The organism is Vagococcus entomophilus (assembly GCF_003987595.1).
In the GTDB taxonomy this organism is placed as follows: domain Bacteria; phylum Bacillota; class Bacilli; order Lactobacillales; family Vagococcaceae; genus Vagococcus_E; species Vagococcus_E entomophilus.
The window spans coordinates 990,106-1,016,006 of the sequence record NZ_NGJZ01000001.1 but is presented as its reverse complement, the minus strand read 5'-3'; the positions used below and the strand labels follow the sequence as shown (position 1 = coordinate 1,016,006).

The following is a 25,901-nucleotide window of genomic DNA, read 5'->3' as shown; positions in this document are numbered from 1 at the left end:
GAGGAGCATTGCTCCTCTCCTTTTTTTAATGTAAATATGGGAGAAAAAATAAAAATGAAATCAAAAATAATTCAGGTTACTAAAATTGTTGTAGCACTCATCTTGCTAACTACCTTATTAATTTATTTAAATAATGACTATCAAAAAAATATAAAAGAAACAGAAGTAGCAAAGCAAAACTCAAAATTAAATATTGCTTTAGTGAATGAAGATCAGGGAGTGCATGTTCAAAATCAAGAGTTTAATTTAGGGTTAAATTATACCAAAAAAATTGAGAAAGATTCTGAACACAATTGGTATATTGTAAGTCGAGGAATTGCAGAAAATGGCTTGAAGAACGGAACCTACCAATTGATGATCACCGTACCAAGTAACTTTTCTCAAAAAATTCTAGATATGAATAGTGTGAGTCCTGAAAAAGTTCAAGTCAATTACAAAATTAATTCAAATGGGAATACAAAGCTTGAAAATGAATCAAACACGATGGGGAATAAAGTGGTTAACGATTTGAACCAACAGCTTGTTTCTATGTATGTGGCAAGTATTCTAAATAATCTTTATACTGCACAACAGAATATTCAAAAAGTTTCTAATAATCAAAATGATAATGTCAATGCCTATCAAAACTCAGTCTTTCAACCGGCAACAAATTTTCAGACGGCTTTTCCAGCGCTTGTTGATTCTTCAAAAGGAGCGATTGAGTCCAACCAAAGCCTAACAAAATCTTTGACTGGTTTTACTGGAACTGTAGAGCAGTTGATTAAATCTCAAGCAAGTTATGACACAACGCTTGAAAAATTTATTGCTTTTCGTAAAGAAGGAAAAATGACATACGAAGAGTTTGCGAAATCATTACTTGAAATGGATCAAGATGTGTTGAGTCAAGAAACGCAGGCGCTTTATGACAAATTGGTTGCAACAGGGACGCAGTTTGATGGTCAGTTCGGACAAAAAACTAGCAATGATTCTTTCGTCAATCAAATGCAAGGTTTAGAGGAACAGCTTAAAAATAATCAACAAGCGATTGACCAACAAAAAAGAGAGATTGAAGATAAAATCCATAATATAGTCACTCTTTATCAAGATCAATTGTTTAAGTATTTTCTTATGGATCCTGCAAAGGTAGATAAGGATACAAAGATTACCTTAGACCAAGTACTAAAAAGCAGGGATCCCCAAAGTTATGCAATGTTCAAAAAGCATATCAGTGGTATTGTAAAGGATCAGCAAGTTAGACAAGAAGGACTGCAAAAGAAAATCGACGCACTTCCTTACCTATCTGAAAGTGAGTCGGGTCTAACACCAGACCAAAGACAATCTTTGCAACAGGTGAATGATCAAAAAACTGATGCAGTAGACGCAATTAATAACACTTTGCCAAGTATTATTCAAACGATTCAATCAGATAAAAATGAGTTGCACTTTCCCACCGAGCAGAACGCTTCGTTGAAAAAAACTTTAGAAGAAAAAATTGCGGATTTAAATGAGAACAAGCAAAAATTGACCGCAAAACAAGTTGCTCAATTACAAAATATTGTCGGACTTCAAGACGGCTCCTTTACAATGAGTCCAGATCAACAAATCCTGATTGATCTTGTAAGTGTGCAAGACAAAAAGGGCACTCAGACATACACTAATGGGGAATGGTTATCAGCAGAAGGAATTAAAGTGGATACCCCGCAAAATGTAACCATTCAATATCATTTTGCAAGTGAGACAGCGCTAGACACAGCTGTTTCAACACCAACACTCAATGTGACCTATCATCAAGAAGAACAAGCAGAAGAGGCGACTTTACCAAGTACTACTGAGACAACCAGTACAAGTTCAACAGAAAGTACGAGCTCTGAAAGCACGACTGAATCTAGTACATCAGCCGCACCGGTGAAAAAGCAAAAGGCACTCAATTGGCAATCGACGCAGCCAGTAAGCATTCCTCTAGAAGGCTATGCTGCTTATCAAAAAGCCAAACAAGCGTATTCAGAAATTGTTGGCAAAATTGAGGCGCATTATACCGAGCTTGAGCAAAGCTTAAGTGCGTACAACGGCTATGACAAGGCTGACTATGAATATCTTACACAAGAGCTGCCAAACATTGACTTTAGACAACATTTTGAAAATGTATTGACGAATGCAATGAGTGATGACTTGGCTTCGCAATTAGAGAAAATAGGCGAATTACAGAAAAAATCGACCGAGATAATGGCACAAAAAGAATCACTGAATCAACGCTTACTAGAAGTCCAAGAAAACAATACAACCTTGCAAGCATCTATCAAAGATCAGCTCAACAAATTGAGCGATTGGCGCAAAAATATGACAACTATTGCTACAGGTCAATCAAAGGTTGCGACAGTGAACGAAGGAACAGATAGTCAATTAGATTCGGGCAAAACAACGGTTCAAAGTTTGGTCGAAGAAAGCAAAGCACTCAAAGACGCTTCTCAAGCAAATGTGGAGGCTTCTGATTCTGTAAAAACTGTTTTCACCTCATTTGATAGCCAAGTAAAGGATGCCCAAGAAAACGGGCAACAGCTCTCAAAAAGTGCCAACAAAGTCATGAACAATTTTACTGATGAGTTACAAAAGAATAATGATTTTGTAGGTTCGTTTGTTAAAGTATTAAACAATGCCTATAAGGAAGGAGTATCTAATGATGTATTAATGCAGTTTATTGCCAATCCTGTTAATGGGAAATCAGAAGCAACGGTGAAAAGTGCGGAAGTTTACAAACCATTCACTTGGGTAATCGTACTGTTTGTAACCAGTCTATTTTTAGGATTTGTTTTTGCTACGCAAACCATTATTGCCAAAGTAAAAGATACCTTCCAAAAAGAAGAATTATGGTTTGCAAATAACATCATGCATACGTTACTTTTAATCGGCAGCAGTGTGCTATTAGGTGGGATACTTGCGGTTATGAGTATGAGAGAACTAGCGATTCCATCTGAGCAAAAAGTCTCGTGGTTCACAGTTATTTTACTCTTTACTGTTTTATTTACGCTGATGAATCATTATCTAATCAAACAGTTTAAAGTAGTCGGATTTGGAATCAGTTTATTCGCGTTTGTGAGCTATATTTTCTTATCCAGTGCAACAGGGACTACAATCGATGTCAAAGGAATGGCTAAAATAGTTAAAGCCATTAATCCACTCTCATATAGTGAACAAGTATTAAACACCTTCTTCTCTAGTCAAGCATTAAATACGGGGGGAATGGCAATTGTATGTGTCTTAATTATAGGGTTCATTTTGTTGAATCTCTTTATTTGGCAGCCACGCCAACTAAAAGGAGTGAGTGAATCATGAAAAAAAGCCAAATAATAGTAGGACTACTGTCTGTGTGCACAGTCCTATTGTTAGCAACAACAACGACTGCTAAAGCAGAAGAAAAACTAATCAATAATGACTTAAACATTCAGACTGATCGTTTAGAAGACGATCAGTCTGCTTCTCATCAAAATACCAGTACAGTAGATGAATCAATCTTTAATCAAGACAATAACCAAAAATTAAAAAAAGCAAAAAAACAAGAAAAAGCAACACAAACCAAAGAAGTACAGCAACTATTTGTCAAAAAAAGTGCAAAAGCAACTGAAAATGATGTGGCGACTTTGTTTGTAAACAATCCTGCTGGAACAAACGAACAAGTAGCCTCCGCCGCAACTACCCAAACAACAGGGACTAACTCTGGAGCTGGACTTGTGGCTACATTGTTTGGTAGCGCAGGTGTCTTAGGTGCTGGTGGTGTTGCTTCTTATAAAATCGGAAAAAGGGGATAAAAATGGCAGAGAAAGAAGATCATTTAAACATTACACTCTATTTTCAAGATAATAAGGATCAATCCTATGATTTAAGAATTCCTAAAAATATTTCCGTCTACCACCTTTTGACAGAAATCAATAAGATTTTCCAAAAACAGATTCAACCAAACAAGTATCAAATTAAAGTGAAAAATAAACGAATAATCCTAGATGATAATAAAAAATTGAAAGATTATCCCTTAACGAATGGGGATATTCTCGAAGTGATAGGGGAGTAAATCATGGCGGAACAAATCAGTATTAATTTTGAAAAAAAAGAATTCTTGTTTGAAAAAGAAGCAGCAAAGTGGCAGCTATCTTTAAAACAGTCTGAGGTTGAAGTTCAAGAGGAAAAAGAGTTGCTCCTTTTAGAAATGGCCGAGCCAAAGCTATTGCCTTGCAAGGTTTCTTGGCAAGAAGATAGTGTGGATTTTACGTATCAAATCGAGCGTGATGACCAAAGTTTTTATCAAGTGAAACACTTGCCAAAAGCTGAAAAAATTCGGGCTGCTTGGAATTTACTCACGGTTCAAAACTTATTAAGCCTACCGCTCACTTTTTTTATTGCCCCTGAAAATATCGTCTTTGATCGCAACTTACAACCCAAAATTGCCTATCGTGGATTAAAAGGAAAAATGAGCCCGAAAGACTTGGATACAGATGGTTTACTAAGGCAGTATCAAGCACTGGTGATTGCTTTGTTTGAAGAAAAAGTCAGCTTTGAGGAACTCTATGACGGACAATTGGAGATTTTCAAAGGAAGTGAGTTTGCAACGACCATTCAGCAAGCAAAAGATTTTAATGCGATAGAAGCCTACTTGGCTGATTTGTACCAAAAAACGGTGAGCTATAACCAAAAAACGTTTAGAACAGTCAAAAAAAGAAACTATCGGATTTTTCAACAAGCTAGTATTTGGGTGAGTGCACTTGCTGTATTATTGCTGATTCCATTAGCCTACTTTCTGTTCTTTAAAGTACCTTTTCAAGATAAGATGCTCGCAACAGATACTTCTTTTTTAAAAAAAGATTATGATACGGTGATTTCAAAATTAGAAAGCGTAAAGACCGACAAAATTCCTTATACACAAAAGTATGAGTTGGCCTATAGTGTCGTCCAAGGAGCTACACTGACAGAAAAACAAAAAACGGCCATCTACAACAATCTCAGTTTAAAATCAAGCGAAGATTATTTGACTTACTGGGTCAACATTGGACGTGGAGATTTTGACAATGCGCTTGATATTGCTAAAAATTTAGAAGAATCTGATCTAATTCTATATGGAATTGCTCAAAAGATTGAACAGGTTCGTAGTAGTAGCAAATTGACTGGATCAGAAAAAGAAGAAAAAATCACGAAACTACAAGAAGACTATAAAAAATATCAAGACGAGCGAAATAAAAGCATTCAAGAATCAAGTACCGACTCAAGTACTAGTAAGAAAGAAACAACAAGTCAGACGACATCAGGAGGGAAATAAACAGTGAACCAAGCAAATATAACGCTATACCTTGCTCCATTTCGTTATCAGTTGCCACTCAATACCGAAAAAAAGCTGATAGTGGGAAATGTGCCAAATGCGGATCTATTATTACCTCAGGTGCCAAGTGGCCAAGCGTGGCAATTCTATTTTGAAGCAGATCAATGGCATGTTCAAACCGACCAAAAGAGTGTACCATTGATTGACCAGCAAATATTAGATTGTGAGGGCAATCAAAAAATTCAATTGTTTCTTTCGAAGAACGCTTTGTGGAAAATGTATGATTGCTCAAATGAACACGAAATTTATGTCGGCGATGAAGCTGGCTGTAGCTTAAGACTTGAGACTAGCGAACCCCAATTTTTATTAAAAAAAGCAACAGATAAGTGGGAGTTGCTTTCGTTTTCAAAACAGTTATATGTGAATAACGAAGCGCTCGTAGCAGATCAAATTATGCTGGAAGCTGGAGATGAAATCAGTTTTGGCAGTGCCACTTTTCGCGTGTTCCCAAATGAAATTCATGTGACCAGTGAGACGATTGTTGCAGCCAAACTACCGCAGTTAGCACGCTCTAGGTACGGATTTTCACGGGAATATCCTGATTTCCATCGTTCTCCTCGGGTCATTTATAGAGAGCCAGAAGACAAGCTTACAATCAGCACTCCGCCACAAGAGCCGACCAAACCAACCGAACAACTACTGAAAACCTTGATTCCACCACTGATTATGATTATGGTGAGTGTCGCAATGGCCTTTATTCGTCCCAATGGTCTGTATGTGTTAGCCACGATTGCGACAACTCTTGCAACGATTATTTTTTCAGTAGTCAATTTTTTCAAAACGAGAAAAGAGTTTAAAATCGAGACAAAAGCTCGAAAAGAAAATTATCATGATTACTTGATAAAAAAATCAATCGAATTAAGACAAGTAAATGAGACACAGAAAAAGGGACAGTTGTATCATTATCCAAGTATTATCAAAATCAAAGAACTGGTGGAACATTACTCACCGCGTATTTATGAAAAAACACCGCTTCATTTTGATTTTTTATATTATCGATTAGGCTTAGGTGAGGTTCATACGACTACACAGGTGGACTATCCCAATAAAGAACGAGAGAAAAAAGGCGATGAATTAGAGGAACAAGGCTATGCCTTGTATGAGCAAAATCTCATGATTCAAGACATGCCAATCACCGCCAATCTGATGAATGGGCCGGTTGGATACATCGGACCAAGAAGTTTGGTAATTGAACAATTGCATCTCCTAATCAATCAACTTGCGACTTTTCATAGCTATCATGATTTGCAGTTTATTTCGATTTTTCCAGAAGAAGAGAAACAGTCTTGGGAATGGATGCGTTGGTTTAGACACTCGACTCTGCAAGATATGAATGTCCGGGGGTTTGTTTACAATCAAAGAAGTCGAGATCAGGTGCTAAATAGTTTGAATCAAATCCTAAAAAACCGTCGCAACCAGTTGGATGAAAATCGGAATAGTCGTGAAAGTACCTTGTTTAGTCCACACTACGTCGTGATGGTTACAGATGAAAAATTGATTTTGGATCACGTTATTATGGAATTTTTTAATGAAGATCCAAGTGAACTTGGCTGTAGTATCCTTTTTGTTGAAGACGTGATGAGCAGTCTTTCGGATAATGTTCAAACCGTTATTGATATTCGGGATCGCCAAACAGGAGTCCTAGTGATGGAACAAGGAGAATTGAGAAATACATCTTTCAAGCTCGATCACTTCCCACAAGCATTTGACAAAGAACAAATTCCAAGAACTTTGGCAGGACTCAATCACCTGCAAAATCTTAAAAGTAGTATTCCAGAATCTGTCACGTTTATGGAATTATACGGCGTCGAGCATTTCGAAGAACTAAACGTTGAAAGTCGCTGGCAGGAACATTCTCCACATAAAAGCTTGGCGGTACCGCTTGGACTGCGTGGGAAAGACGATGTTGTCTATCTCAATCTGCACGAAAAAGCACATGGGCCACATGGATTGGTTGCCGGAACAACGGGTTCAGGGAAATCAGAGATTGTCCAAAGTTATATCATCAGTTTGGCGGTCAACTTTCACCCTTATGATGTGGCGTTTTTACTCATTGACTATAAAGGTGGAGGCATGGCGAACTTGTTTAGAAATTTGCCGCATTTGCTTGGCACCATCACCAACCTAGATGGTGCTCAAAGTATGCGCGCACTCGTTTCTATTAATGCCGAGTTGAAACGTCGTCAACGATTGTTTTCAGAAAATAATGTCAATCACATCAATCAATATCAAAAACTTTACAAAAATGGGGACGTGTCCCAACCAATGCCGCATTTATTCTTAATTTCAGACGAATTTGCTGAGTTAAAGGCAGAACAACCAGAATTTATGGATGAATTAGTCTCAACTGCACGTATTGGTCGCTCACTTGGGATTCATTTGATTCTTGCAACGCAAAAGCCAAGTGGAGTCGTTAATGATCAAATTTGGTCCAACTCGAAATTCAAACTAGCATTAAAAGTAGCAGACAAACAAGACTCTATGGAAATGCTCAAAACTCCTGATGCCGCAGAAATTACCCAGCCAGGACGGGCTTATTTACAAGTAGGGAACAACGAAATCTACGAATTATTCCAAAGTGCCTGGAGTGGGGCGGATTACCAACCTGATAAAGACAATCAAAATATTGAAGATTACACGATTTATCGCATCAACGAATTAGGGCAATACGAAATTCTAAGCGAAGATTTAAGCGGGTTAGAGAATGCTGAAGATATCCAACAAGTACCAACCGAATTAGAGGCGATTGTGGATGGCATTCACACTGTAGTAGCACAAGCAAACATTGCTCCTTTACCTCGTCCATGGCTACCACCGCTTCCAGAACAAATCCACTTAAGCAACCTGCACCAAGTGGACTTTAAAGAAGCGTGGAACAAGGCGAAAACCGCTATGAAACCTGTGATTGGGTTTGTAGATATCCCAAGTATGCAAGCACAAGAAACGCTTACTGTAGACCTAAGTAAAGACGGACACATTGCCGTATATGCGAGTCCAGGTTATGGCAAATCTACCTTGATTCAAACCGTTGTGATGGATCTAGCGAGAACACACTCACCGGCGCACTTGCATGTTTATCTACTTGACTTTGGCACCAATGGCTTACTGCCACTTAAACACTTGCCACATGTAGCAGATACGATGACGATTGATGACGAAGAAAAAATTGGCAAGTTTATCCGACGCATTCAAGCAGAAATCAAACGACGCAAAAAGTTACTCAGCGAATTTTCAGTAGCTACCCTTGACATGTATGAAAAAGCCAGTGGCAACGAAGAACCCATTATCTTGATTCCACTTGACGGATTTGAAGGGATGAAAAACACCAAATTTGGAGAAGCATTAGAAGCGATGATTGTCTCAGTTGCCCGTGAAGGGGCTGGAGTAGGAATTCATTTGATTCTCTCAGCAGGACGTCAAAATAGCTTGCGGATGAACTTGTATAGCAATATCAAAGTCCAAATCCCATTAAAACTGATTGATGATAGCGAAGCACGTGCCATTGTTGGCAGAACTCAACTGGTAGTAGATGATTTACCCGGACGTGGCTTGATCAAACTAGAAGAACCGCAAATCTTCCAAACCGCCCTCCCAGCAGACGGCGATGATGTTCTTGAAATCATTGAGAACATGCGCCGTGAAGCAAGTGAGATGGATGCTTACTGGAGCGGGGAAAGACCAGAGGAGATTCCAATGATTCCAGAAATTTTGAACTTTGAAGAGTTTAGACAAAAGAGGTCAGTCAGGCGAGCTGTTGAAAAAGGTGCTGTGCCATTAGGCCTTGATTTTGAAGAGGTAGAAGTATTTCCTTATATCCCTGAGTATCATGGGAATTTAGCTGTTTTCGGTGAGCAACTGAAAACATTACAACCTTTAAAAGAATCAATATTGAGCAGCATGGAATTATTGAACCAACAAGCAAATACAATGGTAATTGATTCTGGTAAAAATTTTGATGGAGAGTCTGTTGAAGTAAATGCGTATATTATGAATCTTGAGAATATGGAACAAGTCAAAAACGATTTGTTGATAGAGCTTAGAAATCGTAATATAGAAGAAATATCAAAATTACCTAAATGGTTTATTTATATTACGGATATGGAAAGTTTTGAAAAAGCTGCTAAATTGACCGAGGATGAATTCAAAGAGTTCATGCAAGAGGGAAATAGAAAAGGTCTTTATTTTATTCTTGCAGGCGACCATCAGTATATGGCAAAAACACGCATAGGGCTTGCTCGCTTGGTGAAAGAATTGGTAAAAACTGCTGTTTTTGCAATGAGGGTATCCGACCAAATGTATGCAGATAAGCCTTATATGTCCAAAGAACCTGATTTAGAAGTAGACAGTGGATATGTTGTGGCGGATAAACAGTTCATTAAAATCAAACATCCACATGTATAAAATGTAAAAATGTAAAAGGGGAAAGTGAGAGATGTCAGATAAGGATGAGGCAAAAAAAGCCCAAGAAAAAGCGCTAAAGCGCTCAGAACTTAGCAGAAAAGTAAGTACTGCAAGTAGTCATTTAAATGCGTTAAATAGTCAAAAAAGTAGTTTACAAGCTAAAATACAAAAATTAAAAAAAGCATTAATTGCGATTAAAACACATGAAGCAGATTTTAATTCAAGTAAACAACAACTGAGCTCAACGACGATTGAGCCCAGTTCCTGGCAGGGCCAAAAAGCAAATAATGCCAAACGAAATCTAGCCGAAATGCAAGCAGAAGCCAGTAGAATCGCAAAAAAAATCGAACAATCAATTGAAGACATTGAAACCAAAAAACGAGAATTGGAACAAAAAATGACAACACTCGAAGGCCAAATCAGCAGTCAGACAGCATTAATTTCAAGTTTAACGGCACAAATAAATAGCATCTAGGAGGAGGTAGTATGGCAAAAGTTACATTAGACAAGCAAGTTTTTGATACAAATATAAAAAGAGTGAAGACAGAAGTACAACAGATAAAATTTCAATGTAGTGACAATCTTGGGGAAACGAATATTACACCATTTACAGATTATGTCGCAATCATTCAAGAATTTAAAAGTATGATTGACAATTATAAGCAATTAGTAACCGATGATACTGATAAAATTATGCAAATGGGAGAAAAAATAGTTGAATCTGACAAAGCAATTGCAGAAGGAATTGCACAGTCAAAAAGTAAATAATTTAAAAAGTAGAAGGTGAATATAATGTCAAATATCAAGATGGGTGAAGTTCATGATTTTTATAATAGTTTTGAGAAAAATAGTTCCTCTCTAAGAGATGCTGTAGTTGGGATGAGAGGATCAATACAAAATCTTTCCAGTATGAAGTCTTTTTCAGGGAAGGGGGCAACTGCTACAAAAAATTATTTAGAAGAAGTCCACCTGAATGTAAGCTTGTCCTATCAAGATTCAATCGATGATTTACAAAAAGCATTAAAGTCGTCAATAGAGTCATTTCATTTTAATGTAGATGAAAGTCAATCGTGTATTATCAAAACAGATTACATTCAATCTTTAGAAAAAAAATTAAAAAGTAAGAAAGAGGCGATAAAGAAAGAGGTGGATGCTATAAATGATGAAATCGCATCGGTTAGTAGTATCTGTCGTGTGAGTAAAGTCAATGCAAGTTTATTTTTAAGTGCGCATAAAAATGTAAATAAGGTTATGACTAGTCTAGTGGAAAATTTTGATCAATATATGTCGGAAGAAGCACAAATCGTTTCACTGGTTGGAGAATCAATTTCAGCCTTACAAAATGCTCAAAAAAACATGAAAAAAATATCAACTAGCAAAGGAGGGATAGAAGCATATCAAGCCTCAATGGGAAATAGTGTTATAGCTGAAATAAAAAATAGTAAAAATATAAGAAAAACATATAAAAATTATATTAAAACTCCTGCAAAAGGTTTATATTATGCTAAACTATGGAAAGATGCAAAAAACGTCAATAATGCTTCGGTGATTATTAAAGATGGTAAAATAGCCACATACTTAAGAAACGGCAAGAAGTGGGGAAATACGGGATATAAAGTCTTGCGCTTTAAACATGGAAAGGTAACAAAATTAGGAAAAGAAATTTTTAAAAAAATGGGATGTATAGAAGGAGATCCCAATTTTCTTTTTAACTACGCTGGAAAAAATGTAAAAGGAGTGACAAAAGCAATAGGAAAGGCTGCGTTTGACGGAGCTAAAAAAAGCTTTAAACTAGTTGACTTTAAAGGCTATAAAGAATTGTCAAAAGTTGGAAAAGCTTTGAAAGCTGGAGGATCTGTTTTATCAGTTGCCACCACTGGGTTAATGGCATATGACAATTATAATGAAGCAAGAACTTCTGGATTAAGCAAAAATAAAAGCATAGTGAGTACGGTAGTTGGGACAGTTGGAGATTTGGCCGTTTCGGGAGCTTCTGCACAGGTCGGAATGGCAATAGGGACGGCTTTAGGCGGGCCTGCGGGACTAGTTATTGGTACAGTAATTGGTGCTAGTGTTGGAGCAATAGGTTCAATGGCTATGAATGGCGTAAAAAAAGGAATGAATTATGTATTGAAGAATGGCGTGGGTAAAACTGTTTCTGATGCAGGAAAATTTGTTACTAAAAAGGCCAAAGAAGTTACAAAAGCTGTTTCTGACACTGTTTCTGATATTACAAAAGGATTTCAGAGTGTTGGAAAATGGGCATTTGGTTAAAAAATAGAGAGGGTTAAAACATGAAAAATATATTTGATCAATTTGACAAAGAAGATTTTTATATGATTGAGTTCAAAATGAAAGAGTACGGGAGAAGCATCGGTTCATTTATAGTACTTAATATTTTGTGGCCATGGATTCATTTATTATTCAACATATATATAATTGTAGTACTTAGTGGTGTATTTACTGAGGGGCAACCTATTCTATATTTAGTATTTTTAGTTGCAAGCTTTATTTATATGATTCAATCTTTGTTTATGTATTTTAGAAGAAAAAATCGGTCCAATGTTTTGAAACAGGCTAGGCATTATTTTAAAACTTTTGTTTTAATATGTCTAACATTGGTCATATTAGGTTTTTCTATTTCAGTAGATAACAATGAAGAATTAATCTATTCTTTGAGTGAATCGAACAAAATAGGCTCTATCCTAAATATCTTATTAGGAGTTTTATTGATTACAATAGTTTTATCATTTATTTTTATGTTTTTGAAGTTGAAATTGAAATTATATAGAAAAAATGATTCGAAAGAAAGTAAGATTCAACTTTATAATGCATTATCTATAGCGGCACTCCCGGTAGCAACATCTATTGTCTTTTTTATTAACTTATTTAGACAGGCACATTTTAGTTCAATAGATTCAATAGATAAAGTTTTTCCATTAGTTTGTATTATTGGAGCATATTTTGGAGCAAGTTGTTCAGCAGATTTTTACATGGTGTATTATTTAAGAAAAAGATTTCCTGAGGATTTTGTCAAGGAAGATCAAATGGAGGAAGAATAGCATGAAGATTGATAGAAGTCCATTGATTATGCAAAATTTAATACGTTTTCAAGCAATCATGAAAGAAGATGAATGGGAGCAGGGATTTGAACTATTGAAGAATTTAGAATATGCAGAAGGTGTGTATCAAAATGGACCGACTCTTTTTTCTATGGAGAAAAGAGAAAATGAACCGGAGTTTAAAAAGTTCGAATTTTTTATGCCTGTCAACGTTCCGTTGCAGGGAAATGAGAATGCTCAGATTGATTTTGTGGATGAATTGGTGATACCAGATGCAATGATGATGAGACACGCAGATAGTGAACCAAATTTATCGTATGTCCAAGATATGTTAGAGCAAGAAGCGAAAAAAATTGGCGTTGTAGTTGAAAAAAAAGCGTATTGTATTTGTTTAGATGTATTTAATGAAGTAATGATTGATGTCTATATGCCTATCAAAAATGGGGGAGAGTCATGATAGCAGAAGGTCAAATGATTTCATTTCGTAACGTTGTCTCTAAATTTTATACCCTCTATCCAAATGATATGAATTTGGTCATTGAGGAAATGGGGAAAGAATTAGAAATGCGAAATCTAACACCAAGTGGTCCGATGTTTTATTCCACAATTACAGATTTTAGAGAAGAACCTTTGACAATGGAGGTTTTCGTTCCGGTAGAAGAAAATCAGTTGCCCGACATGCAGGATAAAGAAATCATCTTTAGATCCTATTTCTTAATAGAAAGTATGATTATGACCAGAGTTTCAAATGATTATGAAACACAAACAATTGAAAAGCATATTGAATTAATTCGTTATACAGAAGAACACAATATGGAAATTGGCTCTCATTTTTTTGTTATGCCCAGGGTAGTAGAGGATCATATATACATTGAAATTTATTTAAAGGCATTGTTTGAAAACTAGTTTTTAATTTTACTTTGAGCCGAATAAGTTTATTCGGTTTGAAAATAAGACTAAAAACAATAAAATTGACAGCTCAAAAAGGTAAATTATAGTAGGGGCAATAGATAAAAACTTGGGTTTATATAAATCGAAAATTTTTCGAATTTATGTAGCGTTTGTGCGTAGCTCATATCTTTTATTTAGAAGTAAGTTATTTTACTCCCAACTATCATCCGGGTGGAGATAAGATTCGCTACGGTGAGTATCAAACGGCGATTTTACATTCTGGTGCTTTTGAATATAAGTCAGTGAAAGACGGGCAACAAAGCAAAGAGATGTTTTTCACATTCGGTGCGGTGACAGCAACTGTAGTAGTCGGGATTTTTTGTCCGCCAGCAGGTATGGCATTAGGTGTGACACTTGCGAGTAGTGAAGTAATCAGCGCAGCAAATGGAAAGGACCTGATTAGTGGGCGAGAATTAGGGACCGGAGAGCGCTGGAAACGAGGCGTCTTAGGCGTCGTCGGTCTAGGACTAGGCGCAGCAGAGCTAAGAGCATTTAGTAAGAGTGTCAGCATGGTCAAAGGAACACAGCCTGGCACCCTTGAAAACTTCACACAAATGATGAAGCACTCCAGTAGAAGTAGCTACAAAGAACTCCAAAGCACCGCACGAAATATGAGTGCAGTGGAGAAAGCCAGTGGGTCTTATGGTGAGTATAGTACAAAAATAGATTCTAAAGTTATTGAAGTAGAAAAAGCAAATCTAATAGATGATATAAAAAATACCTATACAGACGGTCAATATAGAACTGTTGAAACATTAGAAGAAGTAAAAATTTATAGAACATATGGAGGAAGAGCAAAACAAACCGGAGGATATGGAACAACCTCACCTGCAACAACAAGAATAGATGCTAAAATAGATACAGCATTGTTGCCAGAATGGGGTAATAGTAGACAATATGAGATTGAGATTACAATTCCAAAAGGGCAACAACTTAATATAGGAAAAGTAGCACCACAAACGACTAAAACAGGTACTATTTTATCTGGAGGAGCTGATCAGATTTTATTACCAAAGAATTGGCCTTCTGATTGGATAACAAATACAAGAGTTGTTCCAAGTAAGTAGAGGTGTAGTATGGAAAATATAAGAAAGCAGTGTTATCAAATTTTGGATTCTATAGAAAAAAGTCAGTGGAAGGAAAAAGATAATTATAGTATTGTTAGAATTAAAAGAGCCGTCAAACAGTTATTAGATGAGATCGATGATAAAGATAGTGTAAAAAAAGTAACTATTAACATTCCAAGTTTATCCAGAAATTTTGTAGATGATACAGGTGACTATTCTAGTATTATTTTAAAAGAACTAGAACTGTTATCAAAAGAATTAAAATTACAGTTTAGTGAGGAGGGATAGTCATGAATAAGCAAAATATCGTAGAAAATCCCAAGTTATGTGAAATGATGAAGCTTTTACGAAAAGAATATACAAAAAAAATTGAGAATAAATTTTATGAACAATTATGGAAAAGTAAATTTTTATTACCTGCTATAGTAAAAGAAGAGAACAAAATATCTATTATAAAAATATTGGATAAACAAGAGAATGAGTATTTGCCAATATTTACAGATTGGCAAAACTTTCAACTAAATAGTGACAACACAAAAGAATCACAATCAACTATCTTTACATTTGAAGAATGTTTTAATATAGTGCAATCTGATTCAAGTATATTTGGGATTGTTATTAATCCCTATAGTGATAATTTAGTATTAACTAGAGAAAATCTTCAGTTTTTAGAAAAATCTCAGACGACTATTAAGAAAGGTGAAAAAATTTCTATTGGTATGCCTAAAGATTATCCTTACCAATTGGTTGAAGCATGTAAAAATTTTTTTGAAGAAGGAACTTCTGTAAAAAGTGCTTTTTTACTTCAAATGGTAAAAGCAAATCAGATAAGTTTATTACTGGTCATTGAAACGAAAGATGAGGAAACAATATTACCTAAAATCAGTAAGTGTGTAGAAAAGTTTTTAAAAAGTGACGATGTTCTTGATATAATATCTTTAAATACTTCTTTAGGTCAAAATGTGACAAAAGGGTATGAGCCTTTTTTTAAACGGAAATAAAAAAATTTATTGAGAAGAAAATTTAAATAAAAAGGCACTCAATCACAAGGCTGGTAATCAAGTGATTGAGCCTTGAATAGTAAGCATACACTCACTAATCAAGTTGCCAATAGCTAACAAAAAGCTAGATGCATTGATTGTACCTAAAAATAAGGGAGAATTCCAGCCTTTATTGAATTTATTTAGTGTACAAAGCTAGTGAAATAGACTGTTGAAACGGTATTAGTGAAAACTAGTATCGTTTTTCTTTTTTAGAGAAAGCTGACTTTCAATGGACTTTGAGAGGAAGAAAAAGAAATGACAAGTGAAAATCAATATGTAAGAGTAACATTTGAACAATATGAACGATTGGATGTTTACATCTAAAAATTGAAAGCGTGGATGTATGCATTAGTATTTATAGACCGTGACTTTGAAGCAATAGATTATCCAGACAGTACCATTATGAATCGTCATTATTATTGTTCACAATTATTACACTTGTTTTATAAAAACCAAACAAAAATTATGAGTAGAATCAATCGATTATTAGAGATGGTTCAAAATAAAACCAGTATTTTTTGAGTTCCTCAGATACTGAAAAGCGAAGTAGGAGAGCTGAAGCGTTCTATTGACTTTTTTAGAGTGTTTTATGGATTAAAAGAATCATTATCATTATTAGTAGCCGAGATCTAGGGAGCGGAGAGCGCTGGACACGAGGCGTCTTAGGCGTCGACGGTCTAGGAATAGGCGCAGCATTTAGTAAGAGTGTCAGCATGGTCAAAGGAACACAGCCTGGCACCCTTGAAAACTTCACACAAATGATGAAGCACTCCAGTAGAAGTAGCTACAAAGAACTCCAACGCACCGCACGAAACATGAGTGCAGTGGAGAAAGTTGGTGGGGCTAACGTAGTTTCAAAGTATGATGATTTATACACTTATAAATATAATGGATATGACAATCCAGGCCCATTGAATGAAGTTAGAGGGCAACCAAATAAGAATTTTTATGGCGGCAGATACGATATGGAGGTTTTAAAGGAAACGAAAGTCTATTATAGAGGTGGAGATTCAACTAGTCCCTTAGGACAATGGTTTACAGAAACACCACCCAGTTCAGTAGCAAATGTTCGAATCAATTCTGCAGTAAAACCTCAATGGTTAGATAAAAATGGAGCGTTAACGGGAACGTCAACCATAGATACAGTTTATAAAATTGAGATACCAGCTGGTACAACAATTTACAAAGGACCAGTGGGGAACCAAGGTGGAGTCTATCAAGGAGGCTTAAATAATAATCAAGTATTTATCCAAGAGCCATGGCTTCTAGACAAAGTAAACATTTTAGGCAAGCAACCATTAAAGTAGGATAGGGTGAGTTATTTGGAAACTGAACTTGAGATTAAAATTGTAGTACAACAATTATTACCACTTTTAATAAAATATGATAATGGAAAAATCAATTATCAAATTCAGAAGTTAAAAGATATAAATGAAATTATAGATTCAGATATGAATAGTTCGGAAAAAAAAGAGATATTAAAAGATATGTCGAAGAATATTTATCCTCCTCAAGGAGGATTAACTGATTTTTATGTTTGGGATAATGATAACTCAAAAAGAATAGAAATCAATCAAGCCATCAGTGCATTAAATGGTAAGCTTTGGAATTTAATAAAATAAAAAAGGCACTTCACTTTTCGACGGCAATCGAGAAAGTGGAGCCTAAATAAAAATGAAACGATAGTTGTAAAAACAAGTATCGTTTTTCAATAAGAAAAAGGAAAACAAGGTGAAAAAATGCCAGATGTCAAGTATACTGAGAGTAGCTGGGAAAAAACGAATCAGGCCTTGTCACACTTGACAGGCTGTTATGGAATCGGCGTCACCGAAGAGTTAAAAGCCGTTTCCAGAAATTTGGAAGAGGCAGAGGAAGTGATACGTTCTTATGATGAAGATCGTTTGATCCATTTTAGCCATGAAAATCATACAAGTAAGTATGAAACTCTCGGAGAAAAGCTAGCTGTTCTACAAGAGTTTACGACGCAAGTAAACGGCGTGTTGGCAGAGGAAATAGATGATCCATTCTATAAAAAAATAGATGCCTATATTGAAGCGGTACGAGATCTAGATATTAGCGAGTATACCACAAAGAATCGTTTAGGAATTACGTCAAAAGAAACGATCTATGGGGATGGGGTTGGTCAAACAATCGAAATCGAAAAGACCAACATTGACTTGGCGGATATAGTAAACGGGAAGAATTTTGTTGGCAAGCTGATGAACCGAGAGTGGAAGAGCTATCTCAAAAATCATCCGGGTGGAGATAAGATTAGCTACAGTGAGTATCAAACGGCGATTTTACATTCTGGTGCTTTTGAGTATAAGTCGGTGAAAGATGGGCAACAAAGCAAAGAGATGTTTTTCACAGTCGGTGCGGTAACAGCAACTGTAGTAGTTGGAATTTTTTGTCCACCAGCAGGTATGGCATTAGGTGTGACACTTGCGGGCAGCGAAGTGATCAGCGCAGCAAATGGGAAGAACCTGATTAGTGGGCGAGAATTAGGGACTGGCGAGCGCTGGACACGAGGCGTCTTAGGCGTCGTCGGTCTAGGACTAGGCACAGCAGAGCTAAGAGCATTTAGCAAGAGTGTCAGCATGGTCAAAGGAACACAGCCTGGCACCCTTGAAAACCTCACACAAATGATAAAGCACTCCAGTAGAAGTAGCTACAAAGAACTCCAAAGCACCGCACGAAACATGAGTGCCGTAGAGAAAGCTGATGGGTCTAATCTAGATTATAGAAGAATAAATATTCAACAGAATGATATAGGTGAACGTTTAGCAACTAGAAAAGAAATACGGTCATTCAAAAAAAAGTTTGGACAAAATGGTGTGAAACTTACTATAGATAAAAAAGGTAAGATTTTACCCGCTAATGTAGATGGAGGATTTAATTTCAAAACGGGGAAGATAGTACTTCCTAAAAATCCAACTCAAATAGCCCTACATCATGAGGGATTTCATGCAGAGCAGTGGTTAAATATTGGACAAGATGCATATGCAAAATTAGCAGTCTTAGAACGAGAAGAACACGTGTTTGAACAAATAATGAAAAACCAACATTTATTTGATGATCAATCAATTATTCATTCTATAGAGTATATAGAACGTCTGAGACTTAAATTAAAATAGGAGGTAAACTTGTGTCTAAACACAAAAGAACAGCTGAAGAATTAGAAAAGTTAATAAAAAAAGTCAAAAATGATTTTCCGCTACATCACAGAAAAATAAGTGAAATAACAATTGAACCAACTTTAACTCCAAAAGAAGCAATACAAGTTGCAAAAACGTATCATAAAAAAACATTCACTGACCCAGATAAGCTAAACGGAACTGTAAATGAAGATATAAATCAGTTACTTTTTGACGAAGCATACACATTTAAAATAGATCCAAATGATAGAGACAACGATGATATTCGACCAGCTTGGAGAGTTACTGTAGATTTACCAGATAACCCATTTCTTATGGAGGAATACACTCTTATAGTATCGGATAAAGATAAAAAAGTAATGGGAATACTTAGCCCAAACGGGCATCCAGTGTATGAGGGTAATGAATTTACTGATGAAGATATTGAGTATGTTATGAGTGAAGATGACCATGTAGAATAGTATTTAAATAATAATAAAACAAAAAAGCACTCTACCACTCGACGGGAATTGAGTAAGTAGAGCCTTGAGCTGAAAAATATGAAACTATTGAAACGGTATTAGTGAGGAAACAACCACAGGTACCGTTTTTCGTGTATCAAAAAATTAAAGGAGTGAAAGAAATGTTATAAACAAAAAATAAGCCACCAAGATATTTACGCACTTTATGATGTATGGGAACAGCTTCAATAATGTCAAGAGGTGTTACCAGTGTTAGAAAAGTTTTTCGAGTACGAAAATAGACCCGTCAACAAACAACAAATCGCTAGAAAATAATATACTCGTTCCCAATTCTTTACATTATTTTATGTAGATTTCAATCAATCCATGGAGAAAATGGAAAAACAGCTATTAGAATTATAGAGTAAGAAAAAGGTCTAATGGTTTAGATTGATATTTTTCTCTAAACTCAATAAAAGCAGGAAATGCTACGTCAGAACAAATAAGAATTTTAGATAAAAGTCATTGGAAGGGATGAATTAAATGATTGATAGTAGATTTTATGAAGGTTTTGAAGTAGAATCAGAGCTTTCTCTTGTTACTGATAATAATAAACTTGTAATTTGGAATGGTTATTTTGAGACTATTTTAGATAACTTATTAGATTGTAATGTAGAAAAAGAGGGGTTGTGAAAAAATACTTTAATTATGAGGGATGGTATGATGGTTCACCATGGTTAATAGAAGATAACTCTTTTTCCATTAGTCAATTAGAATGTTTTGATATTAACAAAATTAATCAGAATTCAATGAAAAATGATTTAGAGGAAGTAGTCAAAACAATTATTTCATTTAAAAAAAATAATCGTTTGAGTAAAATTTATATTGAATACGAATAATAAAAAGGCACTCTCTCCTTTGATTGAAGTCAAAGAACAGACCATTGAATAGTAAGCTCGAACTCACTAATCAATTTGTGGGTAGCTAACAAGTGCTAGCTGTATTTATTGTACGGAAATAAAAAGAGATAACTCGTAAGACAACACCTAAATAAAAATGAAACGATAGTTGTAAAAAAAGTATCGTTTTTCAATAAGAAACAGGAGTGCAGTGGAGAAAGGCAGTGGGTCTTATGGTGAGTATAGTACAAAAATAGATTCTAAAGTTATTGAAGTAGAAAAAGCAGATTTACAAGATGGGTTGAAAAAAACATATACAGATAATTATTATAGAACTGTCGAATCCGTAGATAAATTAAAAGTTTATAGAACATTTGGCGGAAATGCAGATGCTGGTGGAGGGTTTGCCACAACAGAGCCAGCCGTTTCGAGAATAGATGCCAAGATGGATACTGCACTTTTTACCAGAGTGGAAAAATTCTAGAATGTATGAAGCGGAAATAACAATACCTAAAGGTGAAAAACTTAATATTGGGAAAGTGGCTCCTCAAATAAATGACAAAACTGGAACAGTTTTAAAAGGAGGCGCGGATCAAATATTATTGCCTCAAGATTGGCCATTAGAGTGGATTACTGATATAAGAGTAGTACCTAGCAAATAGGAGTGAAACAAAATGGAAGAATTAAAAGAAACATGTAGAAAAATTTTAATATTGTTAGATAAGGAATTTCCAAATCAACAATATTATGCAGGAGTAGTAAAGAACATTCAAACTATTGTTAAAAATATTTATTCATCAGCGTTGAGTGATGAAACTTATAAAGAAAAAATAAATTTTAACAGTTTGATTAGAGAGTTTGTTGATGAAACTACGCATTTTTCTAGTCCTGTTATTCCAGAATTGGAAAAATTAGATAGATTATTATCATAAATTAGGAGATAAAAGAATGGAACAAGAAGAAGTTAAAAATTCTGAATTAGTAACTAGAATTGAAATTATTAAAAAAGATTATACACAAAAGAATAAGCAATTTTTTTACGAAGAATTAGAAGACTCAAAACTATTATTACCAGTTAACTTAGATTCTAAAAATAAAATTAATATTATTAAAATCGAGGACTCTGTAGGCAATGATTATATACCAGCTTTTAAAGATTGGAAGAATCTCCGATTAGGTGAAGAAAGTAATGCTGTAGTTTTTACTATATATGATCATTTTTAATTGTTCAAAAAGAATTAAAAGGAATAAATTGAAATTTGTGAGAATAGGTATTGCTTTTATACTATAGGATAAACTAAAATTTAATTAGTACTAATAAGTATAAAAAATGTATTTAATGATGGTACAATATTAATCAAGATAAACTATCAGGAGGAGATAGAAATGAAAAAAACTATTTGATCAATTTAATAAAGAAGATTTTTATATGATTGAATTTAAAATGAAAGAGTATAAACAGAATCTAAGCTCTTTTATAAAATACAACATTATGTGCCCTATTTTTGAATTTTTTCTTTTAATTTCAATCTATGTATTTATGAGGAAATTGTTACCTGGGCGATACCCAATCTCATACTTACTGTATTAGGTATCAGTTTTTTGATGTTTGGTTTTTTAATATTTCTCAATGAAAATCCAGAATTGATAAGTCAGTATTATACAGGAAAGCAGTTAGTCAACATTATTAATGCTTTATTTTTCGTTCAGATTTTTACTATTCCATTATCATTTATAATAATGAGTGTTTGTTTGAAATTAGGTTATTACAAAAATAATGTTGCAAGGAAAAAAAGGATTCAATTTGTTAATACAGTAGTTATTGGTATTACTCCTGTAGCGGCATATTTATTATTCATTTTTAATATGCTAACAAACGTTGGCATAGGAAGTCTCTTCCTAGTTTCTATAGCTGTACTGGTTGGTTATATGACAACTAGTTTATCTGCACATTTTTACATGGTGTATTATTTAAGAAAAAGATTTCCCGAGGATTTTGTCAAGGAAGATCAGATGGAGGAAGAATAAGGTGAAGGCTGGTATTTACAGATAATCCGATTGTTCGGTTTTGGTTCATGCTAATGAGATAGTTAAAAGCTAATTAGGGAGTGCACTTTTTTGGATGATGAAAAATGGTTTAAGAGAAAGAAAATTGATAAAATAACAAAGTATATATCTATAATTATTTTATTTTATGTTCTATACTCACTCTTTTTTAATTTCATATTTGTAATATATTTCTTTGCTGCAGCATTGATAATTAGTATTTTCGTAATGACTTTAGAGTGCATACAAATTGTGCGAAATAAAATAAAAGCGTTTCTCCTAAACAAAAAATAACATGGGAAAATCTATGTTATTTTTTTGGGGTAAGTGGAAGCCCATTTTTGAGTACGGGTTACTAGATAACAGTCAATAATTAACTTCTTACACTCAAAATTGAATCCTACTGTTTATATAGGAGTAGAGTAGAGTGAAACCATTGTATAATTTGCGGATAAACGGTACGTTTGTCATTTTTGTGATACTTTACAGGAGATAAAATAACCCAATTTTTCAACATAAAGCTGTATTAGAAAATATTCTAATGAAAAATCCTAAAAGAAATTTGAAATTTAGATATGAACGCTTCAGAAAAAAAGAAATATTAAAAGATGTGGCGAAGAATGCTTATTTTCCTCAGATGGGAGTAACTAATTTTTATGTTTAGGGTAATGAAATTGCAAAAAAATAGAAAACAAATAGTCCAATAGTCATTAAATGATGAAACACGTCGGAAAAAAGCACCATAAAAAACATGAATGTAGTGGAGAAAGTTAGTGGAGTTGATCATATAGATGACCAGCGTTCAGGAAATAAAACTTATAGAAGATACCGAAGTTGTTAGAAAATATGATGGTGTAGAAATCGGATTGTGTGTGGGGATGCAAGCCAAAGATGTGAAAGGGCTAACTCCTTTGCAAATACAAGAAAATTTGCGTCACCTCAACTGCCTGAATTTATAGGAGAGTTTACCCGACCTAAAGCTAATACTATCAGGGCTGGGGAAGTTAATCCGTTATTTGGAAGGAAAGACGGAGGATTTCAGTATGATATGATGCAACAAAGAATGGGTGAATTTAAAGAAATAGGGAGATTGTTTGGCAAATTAAGAATACTCCTCCTAAAAATAATCCTAAATATATTTGTTCCCCCATTGTTTTTTTATGTGTGTGGATGACACTAATCATGTATTTGTGACAGATTTTTCAGGAATAAGACTTAAAGTTGACCTTAAATCAGGTACCATGGAAAGAGTAAGTATAACTAAATAAAAAAGACAATTTATCGCAAGACGGGCAATCAAGATGCTAATAGTTAAATCGAGAGGAGCTAGAAATGAAAAATATATTTGATCAATTTGACAAAGAAGATTTTTATATGATTGAGTTCAAAATGAAAGAGTATGGGAGAAGCATCGGTTCATTTATAATACTTAACACTTTATGGCCTTGGATTCAACTACTTTTAAATATATTTATAGTAGTGGTATTAAGTGGTGTATTTACTGAGGGGCAACCTATTCTGTATTTAGCATTTTTGTTTGTAAGCTTTATTTACATGGTTCAGGGCGCGTTGCTTTATTTTAAAAAAGGAAATAGAACTAATGTTTTGAAACATGCAAAATACTATTTTAAATCTTTTGTGATATTAGGGATTACTTTTGTCATAATGGGTTTTAGCCTTTTAATTCATGAACAAAAGGAAATAATTTTCCGCTCGTATAAAATAAGTCAATTGATGTCTATCGTGAATATTTTATTTTCTATTTCTATTATTACTGTAATCTGCTCGTTTATTTTTATGTTTTTAAAGCTAAAATTTAAGTTGTATAGAGAAAATGATTCAAAAAAAAATAAGATTCAGCTTTATAATATACTATCCATGGGGGCACTTCCAGTTGTGATGTTCATTGTTTTCATCATAAACTTAAACAGTAGGTATTTAGATTTTGCGAATGTGTTTATGCAATTATTCTGCATTTTAGGTGGATTTATTCTTACCAGTGCTTCTGCAGATTTTTACATGGTGTATTATTTAAGAAAAAGATTTCCTGAGGATTTTTATAAGGAAGATCAGATGGAGAAAGAATGAGTATTTGCTGGTTTTTATACCAAGATAGTAGTATGGCCAAATCATTTTCAAATGATGCTAGGAGCTATTGTGCAGAGTTTGCAGAATTATTTTTGAAAAGTCGAAACGAGCTTAAAAAACTTTATAAAATTTTAGTATTTTTAGTGTTTTTTTAGGTGTGTAGAGGTATAATAAAAAGTGACATTAAGAAAAAGTTTTAAAGGGAAAGGGAGTTATTTTGTGAAGTTTCAGAAGTTCATTACACTCGTAACCATCTGTACTTTATCAAGCATTGTATTGGCTCCAGCCACTTACTTTGCAGAAAGTACTACAACGGATCAAACAAGTGAAACAACAACGAATACATCAGATACAACCAGTGAGAGTAGTTCAACCTCAACGAGTGCAACAACGAGTGAGAGTAGTACGACTGGCTCAACCACTCAGGAGACAACCTCAACAACTGAGCAAAAGCAAACAAATAGTACTGCGGAAAAAAGTGAAGACCACAAAAGTAGCACAGCTACACAAACAACAATTCCTAAAGTAGAAGAAAAACCGGCTAGCTGGACTAGCAAACCTGCTTTAGAGCAAACAACCGTTGTTCCGTCAACAAGCACTAAGTTTAGTTATAATCAATCAACAGACGAATTTATTCAAAAGATTGGCGATGAGGCCCGTCAAATTGCACATGATAATGATTTGTATGCCTCTGTCATGATTGCCCAGGCAATTCTTGAATCTGGGTCTGGAAACAGTGGCTTAGCTGCAACACCAAATTTTAATTTATTTGGAATCAAAGGAGAATATAAAGGTACATCGGTGACGATGAAAACGCAAGAAGATGATGGCAGTGGCAAACTTTATACGATTGATTCTGCTTTTAGAAAATATCCTTCCTATAAAGAATCTTTAGAGGATTACGCGCAGCTTCTGAAAAAAGGTTTGAGTGGGAATAGTGATTTTTACCATGGAGTTTGGAAATCACAAACGACTAGTTATCATGAAGCTACGAAAGCATTGACTGGAAAATACGCTACGGATACAAAATACAATGAAAAATTAGATCAATTGATTGAGGTCTATCATCTAACAAACTACGATCAACTAAAAGCGGGGGGAAATCAAGAGAGTAACAGCAACTCATCAAGTCAAAAAATTACCCCACAACCTGCGGATGCGAAGTCAGTAAGAACCTCTGATAAAGTCCAATTATTGAAAATGTATCCTTCTAAATCGGCAGGATAAAGTAAATAGAATTCCAAGGAAAAAGCTTGTGTCCAAAAGGGTGCAAGTTTTTTTGTGCTTTTTTAATGGATTAATAAAAAAGCATTTACTAAAAAGTTCTTTTAATGTAAAATAATCAGTGTAAATAAAAAAGGAACATATTTTGATAAATATAAAATTTAGTGGAGAACAAAGGAGAAAA

General features: G+C 34.7%; 28 protein-coding genes. All 28 read left to right on the top strand.

Translation table 11 applies throughout. The features are described 5' to 3' along the window. Positions 1-54: 54 nt before the first annotated feature. The 28 genes from esaA to CBF30_RS04710 all read left to right on the top strand — a co-directional run bounded on the left by esaA (position 55) and on the right by CBF30_RS04710 (position 25,720). The gene (gene esaA, locus CBF30_RS04840) at positions 55-3,309 is read left to right on the top strand and encodes a type VII secretion protein EsaA (RefSeq protein WP_170168944.1); all 3,255 of its coding nucleotides are present in this window, start codon (positions 55-57) and stop codon (positions 3,307-3,309) included. Beyond that, entirely contained in the window at positions 3,306-3,782 is a 477-nt protein-coding gene (gene essA, locus CBF30_RS04835) for a type VII secretion protein EssA (protein WP_126823275.1), read from the top strand. Before esaA ends, essA begins: the two co-directional genes overlap by 4 nt. Before the next feature lie 2 nt (positions 3,783-3,784). Continuing rightward, positions 3,785-4,042 carry an EsaB/YukD family protein gene (locus CBF30_RS04830; RefSeq protein ID WP_126823273.1) on the top strand — a complete coding sequence of 86 codons (258 nt, stop codon included), beginning with the start codon at positions 3,785-3,787 and terminating at the stop codon, positions 4,040-4,042. A gap of 3 nt (positions 4,043-4,045) precedes the next feature. Then, positions 4,046-5,281, top strand: coding sequence for a type VII secretion protein EssB (gene essB, locus CBF30_RS04825; RefSeq protein WP_126823271.1), 1,236 nt, complete (start codon positions 4,046-4,048; stop codon positions 5,279-5,281). Between the two features lie 3 nt (positions 5,282-5,284). Further along, on the top strand, positions 5,285-9,742 hold the full coding sequence (essC, locus tag CBF30_RS04820; protein ID WP_126823269.1) for a type VII secretion protein EssC: 4,458 nt from the start codon (positions 5,285-5,287) through the stop codon (positions 9,740-9,742). A gap of 31 nt (positions 9,743-9,773) precedes the next feature. Next, positions 9,774-10,217 carry a YwqH-like family protein gene (locus CBF30_RS04815; protein ID WP_126823267.1) on the top strand — a complete coding sequence of 148 codons (444 nt, stop codon included), beginning with the start codon at positions 9,774-9,776 and terminating at the stop codon, positions 10,215-10,217. Between the two features lie 11 nt (positions 10,218-10,228). Next, complete coding sequence (locus CBF30_RS04810; RefSeq protein WP_126823265.1) at positions 10,229-10,510, top strand: TIGR04197 family type VII secretion effector; 282 nt, start codon at positions 10,229-10,231, stop codon at positions 10,508-10,510. Positions 10,511-10,534: 24 nt separating this feature from the next. Continuing rightward, a complete protein-coding gene (locus CBF30_RS04805) occupies positions 10,535-12,016 on the top strand; it encodes a T7SS effector LXG polymorphic toxin (protein WP_126823263.1) in 1,482 nt (493 codons plus the stop codon). Positions 12,017-12,036: 20 nt separating this feature from the next. Beyond that, positions 12,037-12,804 (top strand): hypothetical protein, encoded by a 768-nt coding sequence (locus CBF30_RS04800; RefSeq protein ID WP_126823261.1) that lies wholly within the window; start codon positions 12,037-12,039, stop codon positions 12,802-12,804. A 1-nt stretch (position 12,805) separates the two neighbouring features. Next, the gene (locus CBF30_RS04795) at positions 12,806-13,261 is read left to right on the top strand and encodes a hypothetical protein (protein ID WP_126823259.1); all 456 of its coding nucleotides are present in this window, start codon (positions 12,806-12,808) and stop codon (positions 13,259-13,261) included. Continuing rightward, entirely contained in the window at positions 13,258-13,710 is a 453-nt protein-coding gene (locus CBF30_RS04790) for a DUF5085 family protein (protein ID WP_126823257.1), read from the top strand. Before CBF30_RS04795 ends, CBF30_RS04790 begins: the two co-directional genes overlap by 4 nt. Before the next feature lie 155 nt (positions 13,711-13,865). Then, positions 13,866-14,822, top strand: coding sequence for a pre-toxin TG domain-containing protein (locus CBF30_RS11955; protein ID WP_245975011.1), 957 nt, complete (start codon positions 13,866-13,868; stop codon positions 14,820-14,822). A 9-nt stretch (positions 14,823-14,831) separates the two neighbouring features. Next, entirely contained in the window at positions 14,832-15,110 is a 279-nt protein-coding gene (locus tag CBF30_RS04780) for a hypothetical protein (RefSeq protein ID WP_126823256.1), read from the top strand. A 2-nt stretch (positions 15,111-15,112) separates the two neighbouring features. Next, positions 15,113-15,823 carry an enhanced serine sensitivity protein SseB gene (locus CBF30_RS04775; RefSeq protein ID WP_126823254.1) on the top strand — a complete coding sequence of 237 codons (711 nt, stop codon included), beginning with the start codon at positions 15,113-15,115 and terminating at the stop codon, positions 15,821-15,823. 381 nt (positions 15,824-16,204) lie between these two features. Further along, on the top strand, positions 16,205-16,387 hold the full coding sequence (locus CBF30_RS04770) for a hypothetical protein (RefSeq protein WP_126823252.1): 183 nt from the start codon (positions 16,205-16,207) through the stop codon (positions 16,385-16,387). A 191-nt stretch (positions 16,388-16,578) separates the two neighbouring features. Then, positions 16,579-17,172 (top strand): hypothetical protein, encoded by a 594-nt coding sequence (locus CBF30_RS04765; RefSeq protein ID WP_245975010.1) that lies wholly within the window; start codon positions 16,579-16,581, stop codon positions 17,170-17,172. A gap of 15 nt (positions 17,173-17,187) precedes the next feature. After that, positions 17,188-17,487: a hypothetical protein gene (locus CBF30_RS04760; protein ID WP_126823250.1), complete on the top strand. Its 300-nt coding sequence runs from the start codon at positions 17,188-17,190 to the stop codon at positions 17,485-17,487. 117 nt (positions 17,488-17,604) lie between these two features. Beyond that, positions 17,605-18,999, top strand: a complete 1,395-nt coding sequence (locus CBF30_RS04755; protein WP_126823248.1) for a zincin-like metallopeptidase toxin domain-containing protein — start codon at positions 17,605-17,607, stop codon at positions 18,997-18,999. A gap of 11 nt (positions 19,000-19,010) precedes the next feature. Beyond that, complete coding sequence (locus CBF30_RS04750; RefSeq protein WP_126823246.1) at positions 19,011-19,481, top strand: hypothetical protein; 471 nt, start codon at positions 19,011-19,013, stop codon at positions 19,479-19,481. A gap of 522 nt (positions 19,482-20,003) precedes the next feature. Beyond that, positions 20,004-20,153, top strand: coding sequence for a hypothetical protein (locus tag CBF30_RS11950; RefSeq protein ID WP_245975009.1), 150 nt, complete (start codon positions 20,004-20,006; stop codon positions 20,151-20,153). A 417-nt stretch (positions 20,154-20,570) separates the two neighbouring features. Beyond that, positions 20,571-20,843, top strand: a complete 273-nt coding sequence (locus tag CBF30_RS11945) for a hypothetical protein (RefSeq protein ID WP_245975008.1) — start codon at positions 20,571-20,573, stop codon at positions 20,841-20,843. Between the two features lies 1 nt (position 20,844). Further along, complete coding sequence (locus tag CBF30_RS04735; RefSeq protein ID WP_245975007.1) at positions 20,845-21,021, top strand: hypothetical protein; 177 nt, start codon at positions 20,845-20,847, stop codon at positions 21,019-21,021. Positions 21,022-21,033: 12 nt separating this feature from the next. Beyond that, positions 21,034-21,291, top strand: coding sequence for a hypothetical protein (locus CBF30_RS04730; protein WP_126823244.1), 258 nt, complete (start codon positions 21,034-21,036; stop codon positions 21,289-21,291). A gap of 16 nt (positions 21,292-21,307) precedes the next feature. After that, positions 21,308-21,583 carry an SseB family protein gene (locus tag CBF30_RS04725; protein ID WP_126823242.1) on the top strand — a complete coding sequence of 92 codons (276 nt, stop codon included), beginning with the start codon at positions 21,308-21,310 and terminating at the stop codon, positions 21,581-21,583. 528 nt (positions 21,584-22,111) lie between these two features. Then, positions 22,112-22,387 (top strand): hypothetical protein, encoded by a 276-nt coding sequence (locus tag CBF30_RS04720; protein ID WP_148112258.1) that lies wholly within the window; start codon positions 22,112-22,114, stop codon positions 22,385-22,387. An 809-nt stretch (positions 22,388-23,196) separates the two neighbouring features. Beyond that, complete coding sequence (locus tag CBF30_RS11805) at positions 23,197-23,364, top strand: hypothetical protein (protein ID WP_170168943.1); 168 nt, start codon at positions 23,197-23,199, stop codon at positions 23,362-23,364. A 373-nt stretch (positions 23,365-23,737) separates the two neighbouring features. Further along, on the top strand, positions 23,738-24,493 hold the full coding sequence (locus CBF30_RS04715; RefSeq protein WP_126823238.1) for a hypothetical protein: 756 nt from the start codon (positions 23,738-23,740) through the stop codon (positions 24,491-24,493). 219 nt (positions 24,494-24,712) lie between these two features. Then, a complete protein-coding gene (locus tag CBF30_RS04710) occupies positions 24,713-25,720 on the top strand; it encodes a glucosaminidase domain-containing protein (protein ID WP_245975006.1) in 1,008 nt (335 codons plus the stop codon). Positions 25,721-25,901: the final 181 nt, after the last annotated feature.

Excerpts from the sequence above, each read along its gene's own strand:
- esaA (WP_170168944.1), top strand. The coding sequence starts at position 55 with ATGAAATCAAAAATAATTCAGGTTACTAAAATTGTTGTAGCACTCATC.
- essA (WP_126823275.1), top strand. The coding sequence starts at position 3,306 with ATGAAAAAAAGCCAAATAATAGTAGGACTACTGTCTGTGTGCACAGTC.
- CBF30_RS04830 (WP_126823273.1), top strand. The coding sequence starts at position 3,785 with ATGGCAGAGAAAGAAGATCATTTAAACATTACACTCTATTTTCAAGAT.
- essB (WP_126823271.1), top strand. The coding sequence starts at position 4,046 with ATGGCGGAACAAATCAGTATTAATTTTGAAAAAAAAGAATTCTTGTTT.
- CBF30_RS04815 (WP_126823267.1), top strand. The coding sequence starts at position 9,774 with ATGTCAGATAAGGATGAGGCAAAAAAAGCCCAAGAAAAAGCGCTAAAG.
- CBF30_RS04810 (WP_126823265.1), top strand. The coding sequence starts at position 10,229 with ATGGCAAAAGTTACATTAGACAAGCAAGTTTTTGATACAAATATAAAA.
- CBF30_RS04805 (WP_126823263.1), top strand. The coding sequence starts at position 10,535 with ATGTCAAATATCAAGATGGGTGAAGTTCATGATTTTTATAATAGTTTT.
- CBF30_RS04800 (WP_126823261.1), top strand. The coding sequence starts at position 12,037 with ATGAAAAATATATTTGATCAATTTGACAAAGAAGATTTTTATATGATT.
- CBF30_RS04795 (WP_126823259.1), top strand. The coding sequence starts at position 12,806 with ATGAAGATTGATAGAAGTCCATTGATTATGCAAAATTTAATACGTTTT.
- CBF30_RS04790 (WP_126823257.1), top strand. The coding sequence starts at position 13,258 with ATGATAGCAGAAGGTCAAATGATTTCATTTCGTAACGTTGTCTCTAAA.
- CBF30_RS04780 (WP_126823256.1), top strand. The coding sequence starts at position 14,832 with ATGGAAAATATAAGAAAGCAGTGTTATCAAATTTTGGATTCTATAGAA.
- CBF30_RS04775 (WP_126823254.1), top strand. The coding sequence starts at position 15,113 with ATGAATAAGCAAAATATCGTAGAAAATCCCAAGTTATGTGAAATGATG.
- CBF30_RS04770 (WP_126823252.1), top strand. The coding sequence starts at position 16,205 with ATGTATGCATTAGTATTTATAGACCGTGACTTTGAAGCAATAGATTAT.
- CBF30_RS04765 (WP_245975010.1), top strand. The coding sequence starts at position 16,579 with ATGGTCAAAGGAACACAGCCTGGCACCCTTGAAAACTTCACACAAATG.
- CBF30_RS04755 (WP_126823248.1), top strand. The coding sequence starts at position 17,605 with ATGCCAGATGTCAAGTATACTGAGAGTAGCTGGGAAAAAACGAATCAG.
- CBF30_RS11950 (WP_245975009.1), top strand. The coding sequence starts at position 20,004 with ATGATTGATAGTAGATTTTATGAAGGTTTTGAAGTAGAATCAGAGCTT.
- CBF30_RS04735 (WP_245975007.1), top strand. The coding sequence starts at position 20,845 with ATGTATGAAGCGGAAATAACAATACCTAAAGGTGAAAAACTTAATATT.
- CBF30_RS04730 (WP_126823244.1), top strand. The coding sequence starts at position 21,034 with ATGGAAGAATTAAAAGAAACATGTAGAAAAATTTTAATATTGTTAGAT.
- CBF30_RS04725 (WP_126823242.1), top strand. The coding sequence starts at position 21,308 with ATGGAACAAGAAGAAGTTAAAAATTCTGAATTAGTAACTAGAATTGAA.
- CBF30_RS11805 (WP_170168943.1), top strand. The coding sequence starts at position 23,197 with ATGACCAGCGTTCAGGAAATAAAACTTATAGAAGATACCGAAGTTGTT.
- CBF30_RS04715 (WP_126823238.1), top strand. The coding sequence starts at position 23,738 with ATGAAAAATATATTTGATCAATTTGACAAAGAAGATTTTTATATGATT.